The following is a 20,234-nucleotide window of genomic DNA, read 5'->3' on the forward strand; positions in this document are numbered from 1 at the left end:
CGAGGACGAGGACCGGTCCGTCATCCCGGTTCGACGGGCAGCCACAGTTCGCAGGTCGCGGTGCTGAAGTCGTCCGCGCGCTCGAGGACCGCGACGATCGAGGGACCTGGCCGCAGACGCCAGGGGTTGGAGGGGAACCACTCCGTCGCGGTCGCGCTCCAGGTCGTCTGCAGGGCCTGCGGATGCGGTCCGGTGGTGCGGAAGACCGCCCACCTGCCGGCCGGCACCTCGATGGCGTCGAGGTCGTCGGGGGCCGGCGTGTCCCGGGAGACGGCGACTCCGTGCAGGTAGGTCAGCTCGCTCCCCTCCGTGCCGTCGGGGTCGAGATCGCCGGAAACCTGCAGCAGGCCCCCCGGTTCGGTGTCGCTGAGGGCCTTCAGCCGGAGATGCTCCTCCTGCGGCAGTGCGGTGATGTGCCGCTGGATGTGCGGGTTCACGCCCTGGTGGATGAGCGGAACCCGGGCCGCGTGTCCGACCAACCGGAACGCGGGGCGGCCGACGAGGCGGGTGTCCATGGGGATGCTCCCTTCGACGGTCAGGCGGATCCTGAGCCGTGGCTGTGTGCGCAAGGGGCCTCCGTCTCGGCGTACGTCACGGGGGCCGGAGCCGTGAACCGCGCGGAACGCACGTCCGAACGCCTCGGTCGAGCCGTATCCGTACCGGACGGCGATGCCCAGCAGATCGTCCTCGCCGCGGACGACGTCGGCGGCGGCGACGGTCATGCGACGCCGACGCACGTACTCCGACAGCGGCATGCCGGCCAGCGACGAGAACATCCGGCGCAGGTGGTACTCGGTCGTGCCGAGCTCCCTGGCCAATCCGTTGACGTCGAGCTCCTCAGCGAGGTGCTCCTCGACGAGATCGACGAGGTGGTTGAGTGCCGAGAGCACGAGGCCTCCTTTCCATGTCAACCCTGCCCTGCGCGACCCGGGCCGCACCCGACCGCCGCGATCCGATCCGATCATGTGCCTGGACGGACGCGGACTGCGCACCGGGGCGCCTCCCCGCTCCGTCCAGTCACCACCGGGCGCCTGAAGTCCGAAGGACGCTCGGGAACCACTCGTTGGAGCGATGGCGAAGGGGCAGGGCATGCAGCACGGTGGGGAGGTGGATGCCGAGACCCCTGCGCCGCCCTACCCGCCCCGCCGCAGTCCCGACGTCGACCGCGCACGTCGGCACAGCCGTGAGTGGGCTGTCGAGGTGGGCATCCTCGGGAACGCCGCATCTCAGTGGCAGGTCTGGGACGCGACCGAGTTCTCGGGTACGGACCTGGCCCTGTTCGCGGCACTGACCCACCCCGACGCCCGGGGAACGGAACTCGACCTCTTCGCGGACTCCTATGTGTGGAGCTGGTACCTCGACGACCTGATCGTGGAGCGGTTCAAGCGTTCCCGTGACAGCGCGGGCGCGCGCCTCTTCCTCGACCGCCTGGCAGGTGTCGCGGCCGACCCCGACCGCGCGGACGCCGGCAACCCGGCCGAGTTCGGACTGGCGGACCTCGTCCGCCGCACCTGCGCCGGCAGGGATCAGGCCTGGCGGGACAGACTGACCGGGCAGCTGCCGAACGTCTTCGACGACGCCCTGTGGGAGATCGACAACCTCGCCTTCGGGCGGATCCCCGACCCGGTCGACTACATCACCATGCGGCGCAGGGCCGGTGGCGCGGGCTGGGCCGCGCAGCTCGTCGAACGCTCCCTTCACCTCGAGCTTCCCGCGGCCGTACGCGGCGATCCGGTCCTGGTCCGCCTGCACGAGGCGTTCGCCGATGTAGTCGACCTCCACAACGACCTCGTCTCCTACCTGAGGGAGACCGAGTACGAGCAGGACGTCAGCAACAACGTCGTCGTGACGGCGCACTTCCTCACCACTCACGTGGGCAACGCCGCCACCCTCACCCACAAGCTGATGCTGGAGCGACTGCACCTGTTCGAACGCCTCGTCGCCGAGGCGACCGCCGACTCGCCCGGCCCGTGTGACACACGCCGCTACCTCCAGGGTCTGAAGGACTGGATCGCGGGCGATTTCGCCTGGCACCAGGCCACCACCCGCTACCGTCCCCAGACCTGGCAGCACAGGCCCGGCCGCCGCGCCGCACTGCCACCCCTGGAGGGCCTCGGCATGGCCGCCGCGGAACTGCCGCGCCGACTCGGCCGAGTGGCGCGGTGCGTGCGTGGTGGCGGGGACGCGGGGTTACCGTCGATGCCATGACTGCTGATTCCCTGCGCTCCGTCACCGTCGAGCGGACCGGCCCGGGCATGTTCACCGCGACCAACTCCCGTGGTGACACGGTCGCCTTCGGTACCGGATCCGGCGGGGGCTTCACCCCCGTCGAGCTCTTCCTCGCCGCGATCGGCGGCTGCTCCGCGGCCGATGTGGACGTCGCCACCACCCGGCACGCGGAACCCGCCGAGTTCTCCGTCGCCGTCACCGGGCACAAGACCGAGGACGCGGGCGGCAACCTCATGACGGACCTCGAGGCCGCCTTCACCGTCCGCTTCCCCGCAGGCGAGGCCGGCGACCGGGCCCGTGCGATCCTGCCGCGTGCCGTGAAGACCTCCCACGACAAGCTCTGCACGGTCAGCCGCACGGTGGAGGCCGGAACCCCGGTCGCGGTGAAGGTCGTCGACACGGACTGACCGGCCCCCGTCGGCCTTACGACCACGTACGACCACGCACGACGGTCTGGAACGGCATGCGTCCTACACTTTCGGACATGCATACTGTCGCGCTGGCCGTCACCGAGGGCATGCTGCACTTCGAGCTGTCCATGGCGATCGAGGTCTTCGGCTCGGACCTGACCCACATCGTGGATCCCTGGTACGAGTTCTCGCTCTGCGGATCGGGCGCCGTACAGGTCGGCCGCTTCCGCCTGGAGCCCGACCACGGGCTCGACCACCTCGCGCACGCCGACACCGTGATCGTCCCCGGCTGGGCCGACACCGACACGGACCCCCCGGCGGAGCTCGTCGACGCGGTGCGCGCGGCCCACGCGGCGGGCGCGCGCATCGCCTCCCTGTGCACGGGAGCCTTCGTCCTGGCCGCCGCCGGCCTGCTCGACGGCAAACGCGCCACCACCCACTGGGCGCACACCGGGGTACTGGCCGGCCGCCATCCGGACATCACGGTGGATCCGGACGTCCTCTACGTCGACAACGGCGACGTGCTCACCTCCGCCGGCAAGGCTGCCGCCATGGACCTGTGCCTGCACCTCGTCCGCCTCGACCACGGCGCGTCGAACGCCAACAAGATCGCCCGCCGCCTGGTCGTACCGCCACACCGGGACGGCGGGCGAACGTGTTGGCAGTCCAAGCGCCGCGCTTGGGGAGGACGGGCGTCCTACGGAGAACCACCCGTGACCGCCTTCGCCCCCGACTCCCTGGTACTGAACCGGAAGCTGCCGCTCTGGTACCAGGTGTCCCAGTCGCTGCGCGCCTCGATACTCGGGCGCACGGCGGACGCCTCGCTGCGGCTGCCCACCGAGGAGCGGCTCGCCGAGCACTACGGGGTGAGCGTGCTGACCATGCGGCAGGCGCTCAAGGAGCTGGAGGCCGAGGGCCTCATCAGCCGCCACCGGCGGCGCGGGACCTTCATCGAGCCCGCGGCGATGCGCGGGGCCCCGGTGCAGCTGCTGGGGTCGGTCGACGCGATCGTGGCACAGCAGTCGGGCGACCGTACGACGATTCTCGGCCACGGCCTCACACCCGTGCCCGGGGACCTGCTGGAGCACTTCCCGGACACGCCCGAAGTGGTCACCTACCGCAGGCTGCGCCATGACAGCGAGAGCGGCGAGCCGACCAACTGGGCCGAGAACGCGGTGCGTCCGGAGCTGGCGGAGGCCATCGATCTCGCGGATCTGGAACGTTGGCCGATGACGAAGGTGCTGCGCGACATCGTGAAGGTCGACATCAGCCGGATCACCGACACCGTGGAGGCGCGCCTCGCGGACCCGGCCACCGCCGAGCTGCTCCAAGTGCCGCTGCTGAGCCCGATCCTGCACTACACGGGCGTGACCTACGACAAGGGCGGCCGGGTGGTCGACGTGGCGCGGATCCGCTACCGCGGGGACCGCTTCTCCTTCACGGTGACGGTCGACGCCCACTGACCGCCGGGCCACCGGACCGACCCACCGCCAGGCCGCCGACCCACCGGCCGCTCTTCCGAACGGCCCGCCGGGCGGCCGGTGGCCGGGCGCCCGCGCGGCTACTTCTCCTCGCCCTCCGCCCCCCGCTCGCCCTCCGCCTGGGACGGAGTGGTCCGCGTCGTCTGGGCGTGGCGCTGCTTCTTCTGCGTCTCGTCCATGTCCTCGTCGAGCCGCTCCCCCTCGGCTTGCGACGGGGTCGAGTATTCGTCGTACTGGCTCATGACCGCCTCCCGGATGACCTGGGCTCGGTGCGGATCCGTACACAAGGAGCCTAACCCTCCGGCCTGGACGAGGCCCGGCCAGCGGGCGGCATCGCTACCATCGGCCGGGTGAGCGCTGACGTACCGCTGCTGGACGAGCTGATGCCCTGGTCCGTGAGTCCCCTGCGCCTGGGCCGGGCCTGGGTGGCGGCCCCCGACCCGGCGACCCTGCGGGCCCGCTGGGCGGCCCTGGCGGCCGCCGGGGGCCCCGAGCGGGAGCGGCTCTTCCGCCCGACCCGGGCGCGGACCCCCGCCGCCGGGGCGGCCTCGCTGCCCGGCCAGCGCGCGGGCTCCACGGCCCGCTTCTCGGACACGCCGGGCCCCTGCCCCGAACCCGTACGGGTGCTGCGCGAGCCCTTCGACGAGCAGTGGCTGCTGCCCGACCAGCGGCTCATCGACCAGGCCCGCCCGGAGCTGTGGCGGGTCCTGGACGAGCACCAGCTGTTCCTCGTGGAGCTGCCGAAGGCCACCCAGTACCCGAAGGCCTCGCCCCACTCGAAGGCCTCACCGCATCCGAAGGCGCCCCGGAACCCCCAGGGCGGCCGGCCGGACCCGGAACTGCTGGTCACCGCGCACCTCCCGGTCGGCCGACTCGGCCGGATCCGCCCCCTGCACCGCCGCCCGGGCGGGGCCGAGCCCAATCTCGCCCCGGGCCTGCTGCCGCTGCTCGGCGAGCGCTACGGCACCTGGGTCACCCCCGAGGACGTGCTCTGCTGGATCCTCGCCGCGGGCCGCCCCGGACCGCGGGGGTACGAGGTCCCGCTCGCCCCCGACGCCGCGCGCTGGCGGGCCGGGCTGGAACTGGGCCACCGGCTGCTCTCCGTCCGGCTGCGCGGGGCGCGCGGCGGCGAACCGCCCCGGCTGCCGGGCGGGCGCAGGCCCTACGTCCGCTCCGCGCTGCCGGCCTGGCCGCGCGAGCTCTCGTACGACCCGGAAAGCGAGACGCTCGGCATCGGGACCGGGACCGTCTCGCCCGTCCCGGCCGGGGCGTGGGAGTACGAGGTCCAGGGCGTCCGCGTCCTGGAGGCGTGGTTCGGCGCCCGGCTCGCCCACCGGGACCCGGAGGCCGACGGACTCGAGGCGCTGGGCCCGGCCGAGTGGCCGCAGGGCTGGACCTCGGAGCTGCTGACCCTGGTGACGACCCTGGCGCTGCTGGCCGACCTGGCCCCGGCCCGGGCAGCGTTCGAGCCCGGCCCGAACCCGGACGCCACCGCGTCGGGCCCGGACCCCACCACGACCGGCCCGAACCCGAACCCGGACCCCACCACGACCGGCCCGGACCCGGACGCCACCGCGTCGGGCCCGGACCCGGACCCCGCCGCCCCGGACGCGACCGCCCCGAACTCCGCCGACCTGCGCGCGGCCGGGGTGCTGCCGCCGCCGCGCTGGGCCCGGCGGCCGGCCTCGGTGCTGGACCACCAGGAGGAGGGCCCGGGCGGGCAGTTCGCGCTGCTCTGATCCGCGACCCCACCGGCCGGACTGTCCGGACCGGCCGGCCGACCGGCCGACCCCGCCAGACCGATCCGACCCCGCCAGACCGGCCGGACCGGCCAGACCGAGCCGGACTGTCCGGACCCGCCGGATGGCCCGGACAGTCCGGTTCATCCGCGTTCGCGCGGGGCGCGTGATGACAGAACCCTCCCCGGCCCGGTAGGCAGGGCGCCATGGAACCCGACACGCACGCCACCACCGACCCGCACGCCAACGACGCGCTCCCGCTCCCGCTCGACGGAATCACCGTCGTCGCCGTGGAGCAGGCCGTCTCGGCCCCCTTCGCCACCCGCCAGCTCGCCGACCTGGGCGCCCGGGTGATCAAGGTCGAGCGGCCGGACGGCGGGGACTTCGCGCGCGGCTACGACACCGCCGCGCACGGTCTGGCCTCGCACTTCGTGTGGGCCAACCGGGGCAAGGAGTCGATCGCGCTCGACCTGAAGGACCCGCGCGGCCGCGAGGTCCTGCATGGGCTGCTCGAGGGCGCCGACGTGTTCGTGCAGAACCTCGCGCAGGGCGCCGCCGCCCGGCTCGGGCTGGACTCGGCGGCGCTGTGCGCGCGCTACCCCCGGCTGGTCGCCGTGGACGTCTCCGGCTACGGCCCCGAAGGCCCGTACGCCCACAAGCGGGCCTACGACATGCTCGTCCAGTGCGAGGCGGGCCTGGTCTCGGTGACCGGCACCCCGGATCACCCCGTCAAGGCGGGGATCCCGGCGGCGGACATCGCGGCCGCCATGTACGCCTTCTCGGGGGTGCTCGCGGCCCTGCTGCGGCGCGGGACCACCGGGCGCGGAGGCAGGGTGGAGGTGTCGATGCTGGACGCGCTCGCCGAGTGGATGGGGCATCCGCTGCACCACACGATGCACGGCGGTGAGCAGCCGGTGCGGACCGGTCTCGCGCACGCCGTGATCGCGCCGTACGACGCCTATGCCACGGCGGACGGTGACCGGGTGCTGCTGTCGGTGCAGAACGACCGGGAGTGGCGGCGGCTCGCCGAACAGCTGCTGGAGCGGCCGGAGTTGGCGGATGATCCGGGGTTCGCGACGAACGCGGCGCGCACGGCGAACCGGGAGAAGACCGACGCGGCGGTGGCGGACGCGCTGGGTCGGCTCGGCGCCGACGAGGCGATCGGGCGCCTGGAGGCGGCGGGCATCGCCTGCGCGCGGCTCAACTCGGTGGCCCAGCTGGCCGCGCATCCGCAGCTGGAGGCACGGGACCGCTGGCGGGAGGTGGGCTCGCCTGCGGGACCGTTGCGGGCACTGCTGCCGCCGATCGGGCTGCCCGGCGGCGCGGCACCGCACATGGGTGCGGTGCCCGCGCTCGGCCAGCACACCGAACTCCTGCTGGTCGCCCTGGGGATGACGGGCGAACAGATCACGGCATTGCGCCGGGACGGCGTTGTTCGCTGACTGGGCAGGGTTGATCAGCCGGGGACGAAACGGCGGCACTGCGGGGACGGGACGGGGGACGGTTACGAACGGCGGCTACCGAAGAGCGTGCGACGCAGCCGCCGCAGCGGCGCGAAGAGCGAGACGCGCGCGCTCCGGCTCCGCAGGCGGTGCGTGTGGTCACGCGAAGTGAGCTCGCGCATCAGCAGCGTCGCCTCCGCCGCCTCGCGGTGCGGGACGGCGGGACCGCCGAGCACGGCAAGGTGGCGGTCGAGGCGCGAGCTGGCCGCGCCGCTGCCGCAAGTGATGGCAGGCACGCGAGGCGGCCTGCTGCGCATTGCTATCTGTTCCATGTCTCTCCCCACCCGTACGAGGGCACCCGGCCCACCGGGCAGGGTAACCCTATCGTCCCCACGTCGCGTCCGGGTATCCCGGTCGTGTGAATTGCCCCTGTGGCGAGCGGGAGTTGACGATTACTCAGCGGAGTCGACCGTCACTCTCCGCACAAGGCGGCTGGCCCGGGGGCGAGATGGGCACGAGAGGGGCGCGAGAGGGGAACGGGATGCGGGCGGGCCGGAACCGCGCACCCCACTCCCGCCCTGACAGGAGCCGTACCGGGCCCGCTGCGCTAACTTGGAGTGATCGTCCGGTGACCCGTGCGGCCGCACGGGGACAGAGCTTGTGAGGCTTGCGGTGACTGACTCTGCGTCGAACGAGGACGGCGGCGACCAGCGCGTCATCGCCGGACGGTACCGCCTGCTGGGACCGCTCGGCCGCGGCGGCATGGGCATGGTGTGGCGGGCCCGGGACGAGACCCTGGGCCGCGAGGTCGCCGTCAAGGAGGTCCGGGCGCCGGCCGGGATGGACGCCTCCGAGGTGGAGCGGATGTACCGGCGCCTGGAGCGGGAGGCCTGGGCCGCGGCCCGCGTCTCGCACCGGGGCGTCGTCACCGTGTACGACGTGGCCACCGAGGACGGCCGGCCCTGGATCGTGATGGAGATCGTACGGGGGCTCTCGCTCGCGGAGGTCCTGGAGGGCGACGGGCCGCTCACCCCGCAGCGGGCCGCGCACATCGGCGAGCAGGTGCTGGCGGCGCTGCGCTCCGCGCACGAGGCCGGGGTGCTGCACCGGGACGTGAAGCCCGCCAACGTGCTGATCGCCAACGACGGGCGGGTGGTGCTCGGCGACTTCGGGATCGCGAGCCTGGAGGGCTCCAGCGCCATCACCATGACGGGCGAGGTGGTCGGCTCCCCCGAGTTCCTCGCGCCGGAGCGTGCGCTCGGGCGCGAACCGGGTCCCGAGTCGGACCTCTGGTCGCTCGGCGTGACGCTGTACACGGCCGTCGAGGGGGTCACGCCGTTCCGCCGGGACAGCCCGGTGGGCACGCTGCGGGCCGTGGTGGACGAGGAGTTCCCGCCGCCGCTGCGGGCCGGGCCGCTGCTTCCCGTACTGGAGGGCCTGCTGGTCAAGGAGCCCGGGCGGCGGCTGCCCGCGGCGGAGGCGGCCAGGATGCTGCGCGTCGTCGGCGCGGGCGGCACCGTACGGGCCTCCGGCGGTCCGGTGTCGGGTCCGGCGGCGGAGCCGGGGCCCGGGACGGGGCCGGACGCGCCGACGACCGTCGCGCACCACCGGCACGACCGCCCGACCCCGGCGCTGCCGATGCCCTGTCTCTTATACACCATTGAACCCGCCGACCACCCACCCTGACGCGCTCCCGGTGGGACTTCGTCGGCTTCTACCAGCCCAACATCGGCGAGCGGTTCTCCCCGATCACCCCGGCCCGCGTCGCTGACACCCGCACCGCGGGCGGCCCGCTGGGCGGCGGCCAGACCCGCACGGTCAAGGTCGCGGGCGTCAACGGCATCCCGGCCGACGCCACGGCGGTCGCGCTGAACTTGACCGGTACGGGCGCCACGGAGCAGGCGCACGTCATCGCCTACCCGGATCCGGCGAAGCGTCCGGCCACCTCGAACCTGAACGTGGAGCCGGGCAAGGACAAGTCGAACCAGGCGATCGTCCCGGTCGGCCCGAACGGCACCATCACCCTCTACACCAACTCCGGTTCCACGCACGTGATCCTGGACGCGGTCGGCTACTACGGCAAGGACGGCAAAGCGCTGTTCACGCCGGTCGTGCCCAAGCGCCTCGCGGACACCCGCAGCACCGGCAAGCTCGCCCCCGGCGCCACCACCAACATCTCCGGCCTCCCGGCGAACTCGGTGGGCGCGGTCCTGAACCTCACCGCCACCGACACCACCGACCCCGGCTTCCTCACCGCCTACGCCTTCGGCGCCACCCGCACGGACGCCAGCAGCCTCAACACCATCCCCGGCCGCACCGTCCCCAACCACGTCACCACCCCCGTCACCGACGGCAAAGTCACCGTCTTCAACAGCTACGGCGGCCCCAACCACGTCATCACCGACCTCCTCGGCCACTTCACCAAGGGATAACCACGACCGCACACCGCCGCCCCGGACACCCGCGCACGAGCGCGCGGTGTACCGGGGCGGCGGTGTTCTCCGTCGCGTCTAGGCCGGCTCACGCGTGTAGTAGCGGTAGAACGCCGCGATCCCGACGCCCGCGCCGACGACCAGGGAGATGCCGGAGGACTTGAGGACGCTCTCGCCGGAGAGGCTGTAGAGGTAGCCGAAGGCGATGCCCGCGAAGGCTCCGTACATCGCCGCGTGCACCTCCCGCCTCAGCCGGGGGCCGATGCGGGCCAGGGCGACCAGACAGGCCGCGAAGATCGCGCCGCACAGGATCCCGTAGAAGACGTTGCCCGCGTCCACGGGCCCCGTCTGGCGCTTCATGAAGGCGGCGTAGACGCCGTAGACGAGCCCCATGAGCAGGGGGCGGGCCAGGGCGGCCTTGTCCAGGTGGCTCGTGCCGACCGCCGTCTGCCGGTGCCGCCGGGGGGCGGTGGGTGCCGCATGTGCCATGACGGGCTCCTCTCTCCCATCATCCAGGGCACACCCGCCGCCGCCGACCGGCAACTGGATCACTCGGCGATCACTCGGCGGAGCGCTCCCCGGGGGCCGCCCGCACCGCCACCGCGTCGATCTCGAAGAGCATGTCCGGCAGCGCGAGGGCGGCCACGCCGATCAGCGTCTGCGCGGGCAGCGCGGTGCCCCAGGCGGCGTGCAGGTGCTTCAGGAGGACCTCCAGCTTCGGCTGGTCGTGTCCGACGACGTACGTGCCGATGCGGACGACGTCGCCGAGGCCGAGGCCGACGGCCTCCAGGGCGGTGCGGAGGTTGGCGAACGCCCGCCCGACCTGGGCGTCGAAGTCGCCGGAGACGACGTGGCCGGTCTCGTCGGAGCCGTACTGGCCGGCTATGAAGACCTGCTCGCCGGGTGCGGACACGATGTGGCTGTAGCCGTAGTCGGCGGGGTCGTGGAGTCCTGCCGGGTTGGTGATGCTGCGCGTCATTCCACACTCCTGGGTCAGTGGTCCAGAGGCGGTGGACGGCCGGACGGCCGCCCACCGCTAGCGGGTGGTGGCGAGCCAGGCGCGGAGCCGCTCGGGGGCCCCGGGGGCCTGCCGTTCGGCCTGCTGCCGGATCTCGTCGAGGTTCTGGTCGGCCAGTGCGCGGCGCCAGGCCAGCTCGGCCCGGCCCATCGCGTGCGCGATGGCGCACTCGGCGGCGGGCGGTTCCCCGGCCTCGGCGGCGGGCGGTTCCCCGGCCTGGTCGCCGCCGGGGCCCTGGCGGCGGATCTCCGCGCACCGGAAGGCCTCGTCCGGCCCCTCGACGGCGGCGACCACGTCCATGAGCGAGATGGCGGCGAGGGGGCGGGCGAGCCGGAAGCCGCCCCGCGGGCCGGGTGTGGAGGTGACGATGCCCGCCCGGGCCAGTGCCTGGAGCTGCTTGTTCAGGTAGGCGGCGGGGAGTTCGTGCCAGGCCGCCAGCCGGGGCGCCGAGACGGCCCGGTCGGGGCCGCTCCAGGCCAAGTTGAGGCAGCTGTGCAGGGCCCATTCGACGCCCTCGCTCATCTTCATAATCTGGATATTAGATATCCAGAATGACGCCCGCAAGGCCGACGCGCGCCACCCGCCCGCAGTACTCCCGCTCGCGCCGCGCGCGCGGCCGCATTTCCCTGGTGACGTGCGGACCTTCCTCTCGGCGGTACTCATCGCGCTCGTGGCCCTCCTGGTGCCCGCGAGCGCCGTCGCGTACTGGGCCGACCGCGAGCTCGGCGACGCCGACCGGTACACCGCCGCCATGTCCCCGCTCGCCTCGAACCCCGCCGTGCAGAACGTCGTCGTCACCCAGGCCGGCCGGGCCCTCTCCGGGCAGATCGACGCGGGCCCCTTCCAGGGCGGGATCGACGCCCTGCTCGGCGAGGCCCTGCAGTCCTTCGTCGGCACCTCCGCCTACCGCACCGCCTGGGACGCGGCCAACCGCGCCGCCCACGGGGCGTTCCTCGAAGCGCTCACCACCGGGCAGGGCAACGCCGTCAGCATCGATCTCGCACCCGTCATCGCCCAGGTCAAGGGCGATCTCGTGGACAACGGGGTGCCGCTCGCCGACCGCATCCCGGTGACGCACCTGTCGGTGAAGGTCATGGAGTACGACAACCTCGGCGCGCTCCGGAAGGGCTTCCGCATGCTGCAGATCGCCGGAGTCTGGCTCCCCGTGCTCACCGTGCTGCTGGCCGCGACGGCCATCGCCGTCGCCGTCCGGCGCCGCCGCGCCGTGCTCGCCACCGGGCTGGGGCTCGCGGCCGGGGCCCTGCTGCTGTGGGCGGCCGTGGCGCTGTGCCGCCGCCTCACCCTGGACGACCTGCCGGCCGACATCGACCGGGCGGCCGCCGAGGCGGTGTACGACGCGCTCACCGCGTTCCTGCGCACCACCGCCTGGGTGGTGCTGGCCGTCGGGCTCGCCGCCGCGCTGGCCGCCTGGCTGACGGGCCGACTGCGCCGCACCCCATAAGCTCGGAAGGAAGACAATGGCGCGCAAATCCGTAGAACGACCCAGAAGAACCGATTCGCGAGCGGCGGCACGGAAACGGGAATGAGTACGGAAACGGGCATGAGCACCGAACGCACCGAAGAGATACCTCCCGGACGGCCCCGGCCGCCGGCTCCGCCCGGCTGGTTCCTGACGGGGCTGCGGCCCACCACCGCCCCGATCCCGTGGGCCGCCGTCCTGCGCGCGGGCATCGCCATGGCCGCCCCGCTGGCCGTCGGTTTCGCCCTCGACGAGCCCGAGTACGGCGCGCTCGTCTCCATGGGCGCCCTGTCCGGGGTCATCGGCGACACCGCCGACGCCTACCGGATGCGCGTCCTGAACATCGCCGTCCCGCAGTTCTTCGGCGCCGTCGGCGTCGCGCTGGGCACCCTGGTGTTCGGGCACGGCTGGGTCGCCGTCGGCGTCCTCACCCTGATCGCCCTGGTCTCCGGGATGATCTCCTCCATCGGCACCGTCGCCTCCGTCTCCGGGCTGATGCTCCTGCTGTACGCCGTGGTCGGCGCCGGCCTGCCGATGCCCGAGCCCTGGTGGACGGCGCCCCTGCTGCTGAGCGCGGGCGGGCTGTTCGTCCTCGCCCTGAGCCTGCTGGGGTGGCCGCTGCGCGGCCGGCAGCCGGAACGTTCCGCCGTCGCCGCCGCCTACCGGGCGGTGGCCGACTCCCTGGAGGCCGCGGGCAGTCCGGGACCCGCGTACGAGGAGCGCCGCCACCAGGTCACCCAGGCCCTGAACCAGGCCTACGACCTGGTGCTCGGCCGGCGGGCCCGGGTGCACGGGCGCAGCCCCTCGCTCGTGCGGATGCTGGCCCAGCTCAACGTGCTGATCCCGCTGGTCGAGGCCGCGCCCGCGGCCCACCTGCGCCGCAAGCCCCTGGCCCCCGAGATCCCGGCGGCCGTACGGGAGATGGCGGCGGCCGTCGAGGAGGCCCGCACCGGAACCCCCGTTCTGGACCTGCCCGCGCCGGACAGCCAGTCCGAGCGGGCCATCGACGCGGCCCTGCGGCACGCGGCGACCATCGTGCTGCTGGCCGAGCCGGACCCGTACAACGTCGACGACCGGCTCGGCCGGCCCTCCGCGCTGGGGGTCCGGGCCCGCCGGGCGGTGCGCGACATGATGTTCTCCGAGGCCTCCTGGCGGTACGGGCTGCGGCTCGCGCTGTGCATCGGGCTGGCGCAGGCGCTGGTGTCCGTCGTGGAGATCGAGCGGTCCTACTGGGTCGCGCTGACCGTCACCTTCGTCCTCAAGCCCGACTTCGGCTCGGTGTTCTCCCGGGCGGTGCTGCGCGCGCTGGGCACGGCCGTCGGGCTGGTCGTCGCGGCCGCCGTGCTCGCGGAGGTGCCGCGCGGCTGGTGGGACGTACCGGTGATGGTGCTCCTCGCCGCACTGATCCCGGCCTTCTCCGTCAAGGGGTACGCCTTCCAGACGGCCGCGATCACCCCGGTGATCCTGCTCCTCTCGGACCTGCTCAACCACCAGGGCTTCGACCTGATCCGGCCCCGGCTGCTGGACAGCATGATCGGCTGCGCGATCACGCTGGTGGCGGGGTACCTCCTGTGGCCCGAGAGCTGGCACACCCGGATCGGCGACCGGCTCGCCGACACGGTGGACGACGCGGCCCGGTACGTGGAGCGGGCGTTCGGCGGCCACCCCGACACGGAGGCGGGGCTGCGGGCGGCCCGGACGGCCCGGCTCCAGGCCCGCCGGCGCATCTACCGGGACCTGTCGGGCGTGCGCAGCGAGTTCCAGCGGGCGCTGACCGAGCCGCCGCCGACCGGGGAGCGGGCCGCCGCGTGGTGGCCGCTGGTCGTCGCCGTGGAGCGGATCGTCGACGCGACGACGGCCGCCCGGGTCCGGGTCAACCACGGCGCGCAGCCCCCGGGCTCCGAGGAGGTCGCGGCGATCGCCGAGGACCTGCGCGGCCTGGCCCGGGGCGTCCGCAGGGCCAACACCCCGGCCCAACTGAACCCCCCGTCGGCCCCCACGGTGGACGAGGCCTCGGTCCTCTCCCCGGTCCGCCACGAACTCACGGCAGCCCGAGCCCTCGCCAACCCCGCCGAATCCAGCCCCGGCGCTTAACCCCAACCCAGCCGAAGCCCGCCACACCCTGCCCCGCCCGGCCACCCAGCCCCGCCGGCGTTCGAGGCGAATCCAGCCCAGCCTAGATCCAGCCGACCCCCGCCACACCCAGCCACCGCTGGGGGGCGCCCCCTGGCGGGGCCGGGTGTGGCGCCGTTCGGCTGAGCTGCGCTGGGCCGGTTTCGGCTCGAACGCCCGCGGGGCTCGGTGGCTGGGCGGCGGCGGGTGTGGTGGGCCTCGGCGTGGTGGGGGTTCCTCGCCGGGGTCGGGTTCCGCGCGGGTCGGGTGGGTTCCGGCGAGCGCGTGTGCGGGGTGGGCCGGGGAGGCAGCTCCCGCTCCAGGGCCAGGAACTCCTGGTCTTCGCTCCCGTGCACGGGCCGGCTCCTTCGGTGGTGTGTGGGGCACCAGTATTTCGCAGCGGGTACGCCGCGGGCCCGGGGCCCCGCCGCGGGATTCCCCCCGGACGGAGTCCGGGGGGAATCCCGGGCCCTGCCCCGCCCTAGGCCGTCTCTTTCGGATCTTGTCGGCCGAGCCCGCGGCGTCTGGTGCCGTGCATGGCAAGGCGGAGGGGCGCTGCGTGTACTGGACGTACTCGGGCGTCCCGACAACGCGGCCAGGCGCGGTGCCAGACGCCGCGGGCCCGGCAAGATCCGAAAGAGCCGGCCTAGGCGGCCGCGGCCACCGGGACCGCGGCCGCGACGAGGGCCAGCTCCAGGACCTGGCGCACGTCCGTCACCGGGTGCACCTCCAGCCCCTCCAGCACCTCGGCCGGGACGTCGTCCAGGTCGGCCTCGTTGCGCTTCGGGATGATGACGGTGGTCAGCCCGGCCCGGTGCGCGGCCAGCAGCTTCTGCTTGACCCCGCCGATCGGCAGCACCCGCCCGGTCAGCGAGACCTCGCCGGTCATCGCCACGTCCGTGCGCACCTGGCGCCCGGACAGCAGCGAGGCCAGCGCCGTCGTCATCGTGATGCCCGCGCTCGGGCCGTCCTTCGGCACCGCGCCCGCCGGGAAGTGGATGTGCACGCCCCGGTCCTTCAGGTCGGCGACCGGCAGCTCCAGCTCGGCCCCGTGCGAGCGCAGGAAGCTCAGCGCGATCTGCGCCGACTCCTTCATCACGTCGCCGAGCTGGCCGGTCAGCGTGAGCCCGGCCGCGCCCGTCTCGGGATCGGCCAGCGAGGCCTCGACGAACAGGACGTCGCCCCCGGCCCCGGTCACGGCGAGGCCGGTGGCCACGCCGGGCACGGCGGTGCGCCGCTCGGACGGGTCCTGCGCGGACTCCGGCACGTGGTGCGGCCGTCCGATGAGCGCCCGCAGGTCGCCGGCGCCGATCCGGTACGGCAGCTCCCGCTCCCCGAGCTCGTGCTGGGAGGCCACCTTGCGCAGCAGCCGGGCGATGGACCGCTCCAGGGTGCGCACGCCGGCCTCGCGGGTGTACTCCCCCGCCAGCCCGCGCAGCGCGTCCTCCTCCAGGACCACTTCGTCCGCGCCCAGGCCGGCCCGCTCCAGCTGACGGGGCAGCAGGTGGTCGCGGGCGATGACGACCTTCTCGTCCTCGGTGTAGCCGTCGAGGCGCACCAGTTCCATGCGGTCGGCGAGCGCCTCGGGGATGGCCTCCAGCACGTTCGCCGTCGCGAGGAACACCACGTCGCTCAAGTCCAGCTCCACCTCCAGGTAGTGGTCCCGGAAGGTGTGGTTCTGGGCCGGGTCGAGGACCTCCAGCAGCGCCGCCGCCGGGTCCCCGCGGAAGTCGGAGCCCACCTTGTCGATCTCGTCGAGCAGGACGACCGGGTTCATGGACCCGGCCTCCTTGATCGCCCGGACGATCCGGCCGGGCAGCGCGCCCACGTACGTACGCCGGTGTCCGCGGACCTCGGCCTCGTCCCGTACGCCGCCGAGGGCCACGCGGACGAACTTGCGCCCCATGGCGTGCGCGACGGACTCACCGAGGGAGGTCTTGCCCACCCCGGGCGGGCCCACGAGCGCGAGCACCGCGCCGCCCCTGCGTCCGCCGACGACGCCCATGCCGCGCTCGGAGCGGCGCTTGCGGACCGCCAGGTACTCGGTGATCCGGTCCTTCACGTCGCTCAGCCCGGCGTGCTCCGCGTCCAGGACGGCGCGGGCGCCCCGGATGTCGTACGCGTCCTCGGTCCGCTCGTTCCAGGGCAGTTCGAGGACGGTGTCCAGCCAGGTCCGGATCCAGGACCCCTCGGGGGACTGGTCGCTGGAGCGCTCCAGCTTGTCGACCTCCTTGAGCGCGGCCTCCCGGACCTTCTCGGGCAGGTCGGCGGCCTCGACGCGGGCCCGGTAGTCGTCGGACTCCTCGCCCTCCTTCTCCCCGCCCAGCTCGCGCAGTTCCTTGCGCACGGCCTCCAGCTGGCGCTTGAGCAGGAACTCCCGCTGCTGCTTGTCGACGCCGTCCTGGACGTCCTTGGCGATGGACTCGGCGACGTCCTGCTCGGCGAGGTGGTCGCTGAGCGCCTTGACCGCGAGCCTGAGCCGCGCCACCGGGTCGGCGGTCTCCAGCAGTTCGACCTTCTGGGCCACGGTCAGGAAGGGCGAGTATCCGGAGTTGTCCGCGAGGGCGCCCACCCCTTCGATCTGCTGCACCCGGTCCACCACCTGCCAGGCCCCGCGCTTCTTGAGCCAGCTGGTGGCGAGCGCCTTGTACTCCTTGACGAGCTCGGTGACGGCCCCGGGCAGCGGATCGGGGACGGCCTCGTCCACGCTCTGGCCCTCGACCCAGAGCGCGGCCCCGGGCCCGGTGGTCCCGGCGCCGATCCGGACCCGGCCGCGCCCCCGGATCAGCGCACCCGGATCGCCGTCCGAGAGCCGTCCGACCTGCTCGACGGTGCCCAGCACGCCGGTCCCGGCGTACTTCCCGTCGACCCGCGGCACGAGCAGCACCTTCGGCTTCCCCGTCCCTGCGGCGGCCTGCGCGGCCTCCACGGCCCCTCGTACCTCGGCATCGGACAGATCCAGCGGAACGACCATCCCCGGCAGCACGACCTCGTCGTCGAGCGGCAGCACGGGCAGGGTGAGCGGAACGGACGTCGAAGCCATGATCTTCCCTCCGGCAGTGAAGTTGAGCTATGCCGACTCAATGCATGTGCGCGCCCCGATGTTCCCCAACACCCGTTCGCCCGGGGCGAACACCTGCGGGGCGGTCGCCGCGGCGGGCCGCGGGGCGGGGTCGGGCGGGCGTTGTCAGTGGCGGCGGGCACGATGCCCGGACACGACCACGAGCAGGAGGTTCACATGGGCACCTGGGACATCGGCCCCTTCGACAACGACACCGCCGCGGACTTCTCCGGCGAGCTCGACGAGGCTCCCGAAGGCGAGCGGGAGGCCGTCATCCGCAGGGCCCTGCTGTCCGCGATCGACACGCGGGACGACCTCGACTCCGACATCGCGGCGGAGGCGGTCGCCGCGGCGGCCCTGGTCTGCGCGCAATGCCCCCAAGGCGAGCCGGTGACCACCCCCTACGGCCCGGACCTGCCCGTCCCCCGGCTCCCCGACGACCTGCGCGAACTCGCCCTCCGGGCCCTCGACCGGGTGGTCACCGAACCCTCCGAGCTCCTGGAGCTCTGGTCCGAGACCGACGAGGCCGGCCCGTGGCGCGAGACGATAGCCCGGCTCCGCACCCCGCTGCTGCCCCCGCCGCCGGCCTGACCCGCCGCGGCGCGGCGCGGCTCCGGCCGCCGGCCGGGATCAGGCGGCCGGGATCAGGCGGCCGAGATCCGGATGTCGCCCGAGGACGTCTTCACCGCGAGGCGGGCGGTCGCGGACGGGTCCGCGGGGAGGGTGATGTCGCGCTCTCCGGAGGCGGTGGAGACGTCGAGCGCGTACGGGGCCGGAGGAAGGCTCAACCAGGCCTCGCCCGAGCCGGTTTCCACCGCGACCGAGGACGGGGCCTTCACGAAGGCCAGCCGCACGTCGCCGGAACCGGAGCGGGCGTCCGCGCCCGGTCCGGCCAGGCCCTCGGCGGTGATCTCGCCCGAGGACGTACGGATCTTCAGCGCCCCGGCGATCCGGTCCGCCCGGACGTCGCCGGAAGAGGTCTCGACGTCCGCCGCGGCCACCCCCGAGACCGTGACGCGGCCGCTGCTGCCGTCGAGCCGGACCGTGGCGGTGGCCGGCACTTCGAGCCGGTAGTCGATCGAACACCGGCCGGAGCAGCTTCCGTTGGTGAGGGTCAGCACTCCGTCGGCGACCCGCTGGGCGGGCTCGGGGACGGCGTCGCCCCGGTAGCGCACGGTCCGGCGGACGACGACGCCCGGGCCGCTCCCGGCGGTCACCTCGATGGAGCCGCTGCGGGCGTCCGACACGTCGACGGCCCTGACGGCCTCGGTCACTTCGGTGTCGGCCGTCACCGTCTTGCGCTGCTCGGTGAGGGACCCGATCTGGCACCCGGTGAGCAGCAGCCCCGCGGCGAGTGCGGCGGCGGTCCAGGCAGCGGTGGCGGTCGAGGTGCGCGCACTCGTCTTCGTCGTCATGTCTGAGATCGTGCCGTTCCGGACGGCCGCGCGGCATGGTGCCGGTGCCCGGATCCCGGTGGGGTTAACCCCCGGGAGCGGGGTCGCTCCGTACACTCGCGGGCATGGTATGCCGCATCAGCGAACTGGTCATCGACGCCGCGGACCCCGAGGGGCTCGCCGCGTTCTGGAGCGGGGTCCTCGGCTACGTCGAGCTCGGCCGGGAGGACGACGGAAGCATCGAGATCGGCCCGCCCGGCGTCGGCTTCGGCGGCCCGCAGCCCACGCTCGTCCTCAGCCCCAGCAGCGATCCGCGGCCCGCGAAGCTCCGTCTGCACATCGACGTCAGCGCCACCGACCGCGACCAGGACGCCGAGCTGGAGCGGCTGCTCGCCCTGGGGGCCGAGCCGGCCGACATCGGCCAGAGCGGCACCGAGAGCTGGCACGTCCTGGCCGACCCGGAGGGCAACGAGTTCTGCCTCCTGCGCACCCGCGTCCGGCCGGTCTAGGCTCCTAGGCTCCTAGGCTCCCTGAACGACGGGCCGGTCCGGGGACGGTACGCCCCACTCGCTCCAGGAGCCGTCGTACACCGCCAGTTGCCGGTAGCCGGCGAGGTCCGCGCCGAGGGCGAGGACACAGGCGGTGACGCCCGACCCACAGCTGAAGTAGAGCCGCTCCCGCTCCCCCGCCGCCGCCCCGAAGGCCGTACGGAGTTCGGCGGCCGGGCGCATCAGGCCGTCGGGGCCCTGGAGTTCGCCGAAGGGGAGGCTGACCGCGCCCGGCATGTGGCCGCCGCGCAGGCCCGGGCGGGGTTCGGGGGCGGTGCCGGCGAAACGTTCGCGGGTGCGGGCGTCGAGCACGGCGGCGGCCGGGTCGGCCAGCGCCGCCGACACGGCGTCCGCGTCCACCAGCATCCCGGCTCGGGGCCGGGCCGTGAAGGAGCCGCGGGGGCCCTCGTACGCCGGTCCGCGCTCCTCCACCGCCCGCCCGGCGGCGAGCCACGCGGGCAGCCCGCCGTCGAGGACGGCGACGCGGTCGAAGCCCATGGCGCGCAGCATCCACCAGGCGCGGGCGCTGGAGTAGACGCCGGCGCCGTCGTACGCGACGACCGTGCTGGTGTCGTCGACGCCGAGGGCCCGAACGGCCTCGGTGAACTGCGCCGCGCCCGGCATGGTGTGCGGGGCTGCGGCGTCGTGGTCGGACAGGGCTCCGTCGAGGTCGAAGGGGCGCGCGCCCGGGATGCGCCGGTCCGCGTCGCGGTGGGCTCCGACGGAGGCGTCGAAGACGACCAGCCCGGGCGTCCCGAGGCGCTCCGCGAGCCAGTCGCCGCCGACGAGCGGCCCCGGCGGGGTGAGCGAACGGGAACGAACTGCGGCCATACGGCGCCTCCGACACGGTTCCACGGGCCCGACGACCGGCCCCCCTGGCCCCATCCT

The 20,234-nt window shown here is 74.0% G+C and carries 19 protein-coding genes and 2 pseudogenes; 12 read left to right on the top strand and 9 right to left on the bottom strand.

The annotated features are described in order from the left end of the window. Positions 1-20 precede the first annotated feature (20 nt). Positions 21-890 (bottom strand): AraC family transcriptional regulator, encoded by an 870-nt coding sequence (locus DRB89_RS38145; protein ID WP_112451258.1) that lies wholly within the window; start codon positions 888-890, stop codon positions 21-23. Between the two features lie 199 nt (positions 891-1,089). On the opposite strand from DRB89_RS38145, the gene DRB89_RS38150 reads away from it, so the two are divergent. The 4 genes and pseudogenes from DRB89_RS38150 (at position 1,090) to DRB89_RS43435 (ending at position 4,102) form a co-directional block, all read left to right on the top strand. Continuing rightward, entirely contained in the window at positions 1,090-2,208 is a 1,119-nt protein-coding gene (locus DRB89_RS38150) for a hypothetical protein (protein ID WP_162688903.1), read from the top strand. Next, positions 2,205-2,636 (top strand): OsmC family protein, encoded by a 432-nt coding sequence (locus DRB89_RS38155; protein WP_112451256.1) that lies wholly within the window; start codon positions 2,205-2,207, stop codon positions 2,634-2,636. The genes DRB89_RS38150 and DRB89_RS38155 overlap by 4 nt, the downstream gene beginning before the upstream one ends. Positions 2,637-2,713: 77 nt before the next feature. Continuing rightward, positions 2,714-3,205: pseudogene (locus DRB89_RS45440) on the top strand (DJ-1/PfpI family protein); the annotation flags it as partial. 147 nt (positions 3,206-3,352) lie between these two features. Then, a complete protein-coding gene (locus tag DRB89_RS43435) occupies positions 3,353-4,102 on the top strand; it encodes a GntR family transcriptional regulator (protein WP_239516926.1) in 750 nt (249 codons plus the stop codon). A 98-nt stretch (positions 4,103-4,200) separates the two neighbouring features. Here the strand turns inward: DRB89_RS43435 and DRB89_RS43970 are convergent, their stop codons facing one another. After that, positions 4,201-4,362 (bottom strand): hypothetical protein, encoded by a 162-nt coding sequence (locus DRB89_RS43970; protein WP_204357870.1) that lies wholly within the window; start codon positions 4,360-4,362, stop codon positions 4,201-4,203. 141 nt (positions 4,363-4,503) lie between these two features. On the opposite strand from DRB89_RS43970, the gene DRB89_RS38170 reads away from it, so the two are divergent. Together DRB89_RS38170 and DRB89_RS38175 are read left to right on the top strand one after the other, a co-directional pair. Beyond that, complete coding sequence (locus DRB89_RS38170) at positions 4,504-5,859, top strand: type ISP restriction/modification enzyme (RefSeq protein ID WP_162689022.1); 1,356 nt, start codon at positions 4,504-4,506, stop codon at positions 5,857-5,859. A 206-nt stretch (positions 5,860-6,065) separates the two neighbouring features. Beyond that, positions 6,066-7,301 carry a CaiB/BaiF CoA-transferase family protein gene (locus DRB89_RS38175; RefSeq protein ID WP_112451749.1) on the top strand — a complete coding sequence of 412 codons (1,236 nt, stop codon included), beginning with the start codon at positions 6,066-6,068 and terminating at the stop codon, positions 7,299-7,301. A gap of 62 nt (positions 7,302-7,363) precedes the next feature. Here DRB89_RS38175 and DRB89_RS38180 read toward each other — a convergent pair whose 3' ends face one another. Beyond that, complete coding sequence (locus tag DRB89_RS38180) at positions 7,364-7,633, bottom strand: hypothetical protein (RefSeq protein WP_112451750.1); 270 nt, start codon at positions 7,631-7,633, stop codon at positions 7,364-7,366. 430 nt (positions 7,634-8,063) lie between these two features. Between DRB89_RS38180 and DRB89_RS38185 the strand changes: the two are divergent. After that, positions 8,064-8,828 (top strand): annotated as a pseudogene (locus DRB89_RS38185) (serine/threonine-protein kinase); the annotation flags it as partial. A 347-nt stretch (positions 8,829-9,175) separates the two neighbouring features. Beyond that, entirely contained in the window at positions 9,176-9,733 is a 558-nt protein-coding gene (locus DRB89_RS38195) for a hypothetical protein (RefSeq protein WP_112463642.1), read from the top strand. Positions 9,734-9,811: 78 nt separating this feature from the next. Here DRB89_RS38195 and DRB89_RS38200 read toward each other — a convergent pair whose 3' ends face one another. The 3 genes from DRB89_RS38200 to DRB89_RS38210 all read right to left on the bottom strand — a co-directional run bounded on the left by DRB89_RS38200 (position 9,812) and on the right by DRB89_RS38210 (position 11,273). Further along, the gene (locus DRB89_RS38200; RefSeq protein ID WP_112452216.1) at positions 9,812-10,222 is read right to left on the bottom strand and encodes a hypothetical protein; all 411 of its coding nucleotides are present in this window, start codon (positions 10,220-10,222) and stop codon (positions 9,812-9,814) included. Between the two features lie 70 nt (positions 10,223-10,292). After that, a complete protein-coding gene (locus tag DRB89_RS38205; RefSeq protein WP_112452217.1) occupies positions 10,293-10,712 on the bottom strand; it encodes a RidA family protein in 420 nt (139 codons plus the stop codon). A gap of 57 nt (positions 10,713-10,769) precedes the next feature. Beyond that, positions 10,770-11,273, bottom strand: coding sequence for an Rrf2 family transcriptional regulator (locus tag DRB89_RS38210; protein WP_112454161.1), 504 nt, complete (start codon positions 11,271-11,273; stop codon positions 10,770-10,772). Positions 11,274-11,385: 112 nt separating this feature from the next. On the opposite strand from DRB89_RS38210, the gene DRB89_RS38215 reads away from it, so the two are divergent. Next, complete coding sequence (locus DRB89_RS38215) at positions 11,386-12,213, top strand: hypothetical protein (RefSeq protein WP_112452218.1); 828 nt, start codon at positions 11,386-11,388, stop codon at positions 12,211-12,213. 99 nt (positions 12,214-12,312) lie between these two features. Next, entirely contained in the window at positions 12,313-14,325 is a 2,013-nt protein-coding gene (locus DRB89_RS38220) for an FUSC family protein (protein ID WP_204358177.1), read from the top strand. A gap of 664 nt (positions 14,326-14,989) precedes the next feature. Here DRB89_RS38220 and lon read toward each other — a convergent pair. Continuing rightward, complete coding sequence (lon, locus tag DRB89_RS38225; RefSeq protein WP_112450257.1) at positions 14,990-17,386, bottom strand: endopeptidase La; 2,397 nt, start codon at positions 17,384-17,386, stop codon at positions 14,990-14,992. A 195-nt stretch (positions 17,387-17,581) separates the two neighbouring features. Here lon and DRB89_RS38235 point away from each other — a divergent pair, with 195 nt between their 5' ends. After that, positions 17,582-17,995: a DUF4259 domain-containing protein gene (locus DRB89_RS38235; RefSeq protein ID WP_112463643.1), complete on the top strand. Its 414-nt coding sequence runs from the start codon at positions 17,582-17,584 to the stop codon at positions 17,993-17,995. 53 nt (positions 17,996-18,048) lie between these two features. Here the strand turns inward: DRB89_RS38235 and DRB89_RS38240 are convergent, their stop codons facing one another. After that, on the bottom strand, positions 18,049-18,819 hold the full coding sequence (locus DRB89_RS38240) for a DUF4097 family beta strand repeat-containing protein (protein ID WP_112450255.1): 771 nt from the start codon (positions 18,817-18,819) through the stop codon (positions 18,049-18,051). A gap of 104 nt (positions 18,820-18,923) precedes the next feature. On the opposite strand from DRB89_RS38240, the gene DRB89_RS38245 reads away from it, so the two are divergent. Next, entirely contained in the window at positions 18,924-19,307 is a 384-nt protein-coding gene (locus tag DRB89_RS38245; protein WP_112450254.1) for a VOC family protein, read from the top strand. A gap of 12 nt (positions 19,308-19,319) precedes the next feature. On the opposite strand, the gene DRB89_RS38250 is transcribed toward DRB89_RS38245, so the two are convergent. Then, a complete protein-coding gene (locus DRB89_RS38250; RefSeq protein WP_112450253.1) occupies positions 19,320-20,177 on the bottom strand; it encodes a sulfurtransferase in 858 nt (285 codons plus the stop codon). Positions 20,178-20,234 lie beyond the last annotated feature (57 nt).

The organism is Streptomyces sp. ICC4 (assembly GCF_003287915.1).
GTDB classification, from domain to species: domain Bacteria; phylum Actinomycetota; class Actinomycetes; order Streptomycetales; family Streptomycetaceae; genus Streptomyces; species Streptomyces tritrimontium.

Excerpts from the sequence above, each read along its gene's own strand:
- DRB89_RS43970 (WP_204357870.1), bottom strand. The coding sequence starts at position 4,362 with ATGAGCCAGTACGACGAATACTCGACCCCGTCGCAAGCCGAGGGGGAG.
- DRB89_RS38220 (WP_204358177.1), top strand. The coding sequence starts at position 12,313 with ATGAGCACCGAACGCACCGAAGAGATACCTCCCGGACGGCCCCGGCCG.
- DRB89_RS38155 (WP_112451256.1), top strand. The coding sequence starts at position 2,205 with ATGACTGCTGATTCCCTGCGCTCCGTCACCGTCGAGCGGACCGGCCCG.
- DRB89_RS38235 (WP_112463643.1), top strand. The coding sequence starts at position 17,582 with ATGGGCACCTGGGACATCGGCCCCTTCGACAACGACACCGCCGCGGAC.
- DRB89_RS38150 (WP_162688903.1), top strand. The coding sequence starts at position 1,090 with ATGCAGCACGGTGGGGAGGTGGATGCCGAGACCCCTGCGCCGCCCTAC.
- DRB89_RS38240 (WP_112450255.1), bottom strand. The coding sequence starts at position 18,819 with ATGACGACGAAGACGAGTGCGCGCACCTCGACCGCCACCGCTGCCTGG.
- DRB89_RS38245 (WP_112450254.1), top strand. The coding sequence starts at position 18,924 with ATGGTATGCCGCATCAGCGAACTGGTCATCGACGCCGCGGACCCCGAG.
- DRB89_RS38175 (WP_112451749.1), top strand. The coding sequence starts at position 6,066 with ATGGAACCCGACACGCACGCCACCACCGACCCGCACGCCAACGACGCG.
- DRB89_RS38170 (WP_162689022.1), top strand. The coding sequence starts at position 4,504 with ATGCCCTGGTCCGTGAGTCCCCTGCGCCTGGGCCGGGCCTGGGTGGCG.
- DRB89_RS38250 (WP_112450253.1), bottom strand. The coding sequence starts at position 20,177 with ATGGCCGCAGTTCGTTCCCGTTCGCTCACCCCGCCGGGGCCGCTCGTC.
- DRB89_RS38205 (WP_112452217.1), bottom strand. The coding sequence starts at position 10,712 with ATGACGCGCAGCATCACCAACCCGGCAGGACTCCACGACCCCGCCGAC.
- DRB89_RS38200 (WP_112452216.1), bottom strand. The coding sequence starts at position 10,222 with ATGGCACATGCGGCACCCACCGCCCCCCGGCGGCACCGGCAGACGGCG.
- DRB89_RS38180 (WP_112451750.1), bottom strand. The coding sequence starts at position 7,633 with ATGGAACAGATAGCAATGCGCAGCAGGCCGCCTCGCGTGCCTGCCATC.
- DRB89_RS38210 (WP_112454161.1), bottom strand. The coding sequence starts at position 11,273 with ATGAGCGAGGGCGTCGAATGGGCCCTGCACAGCTGCCTCAACTTGGCC.
- lon (WP_112450257.1), bottom strand. The coding sequence starts at position 17,386 with ATGGCTTCGACGTCCGTTCCGCTCACCCTGCCCGTGCTGCCGCTCGAC.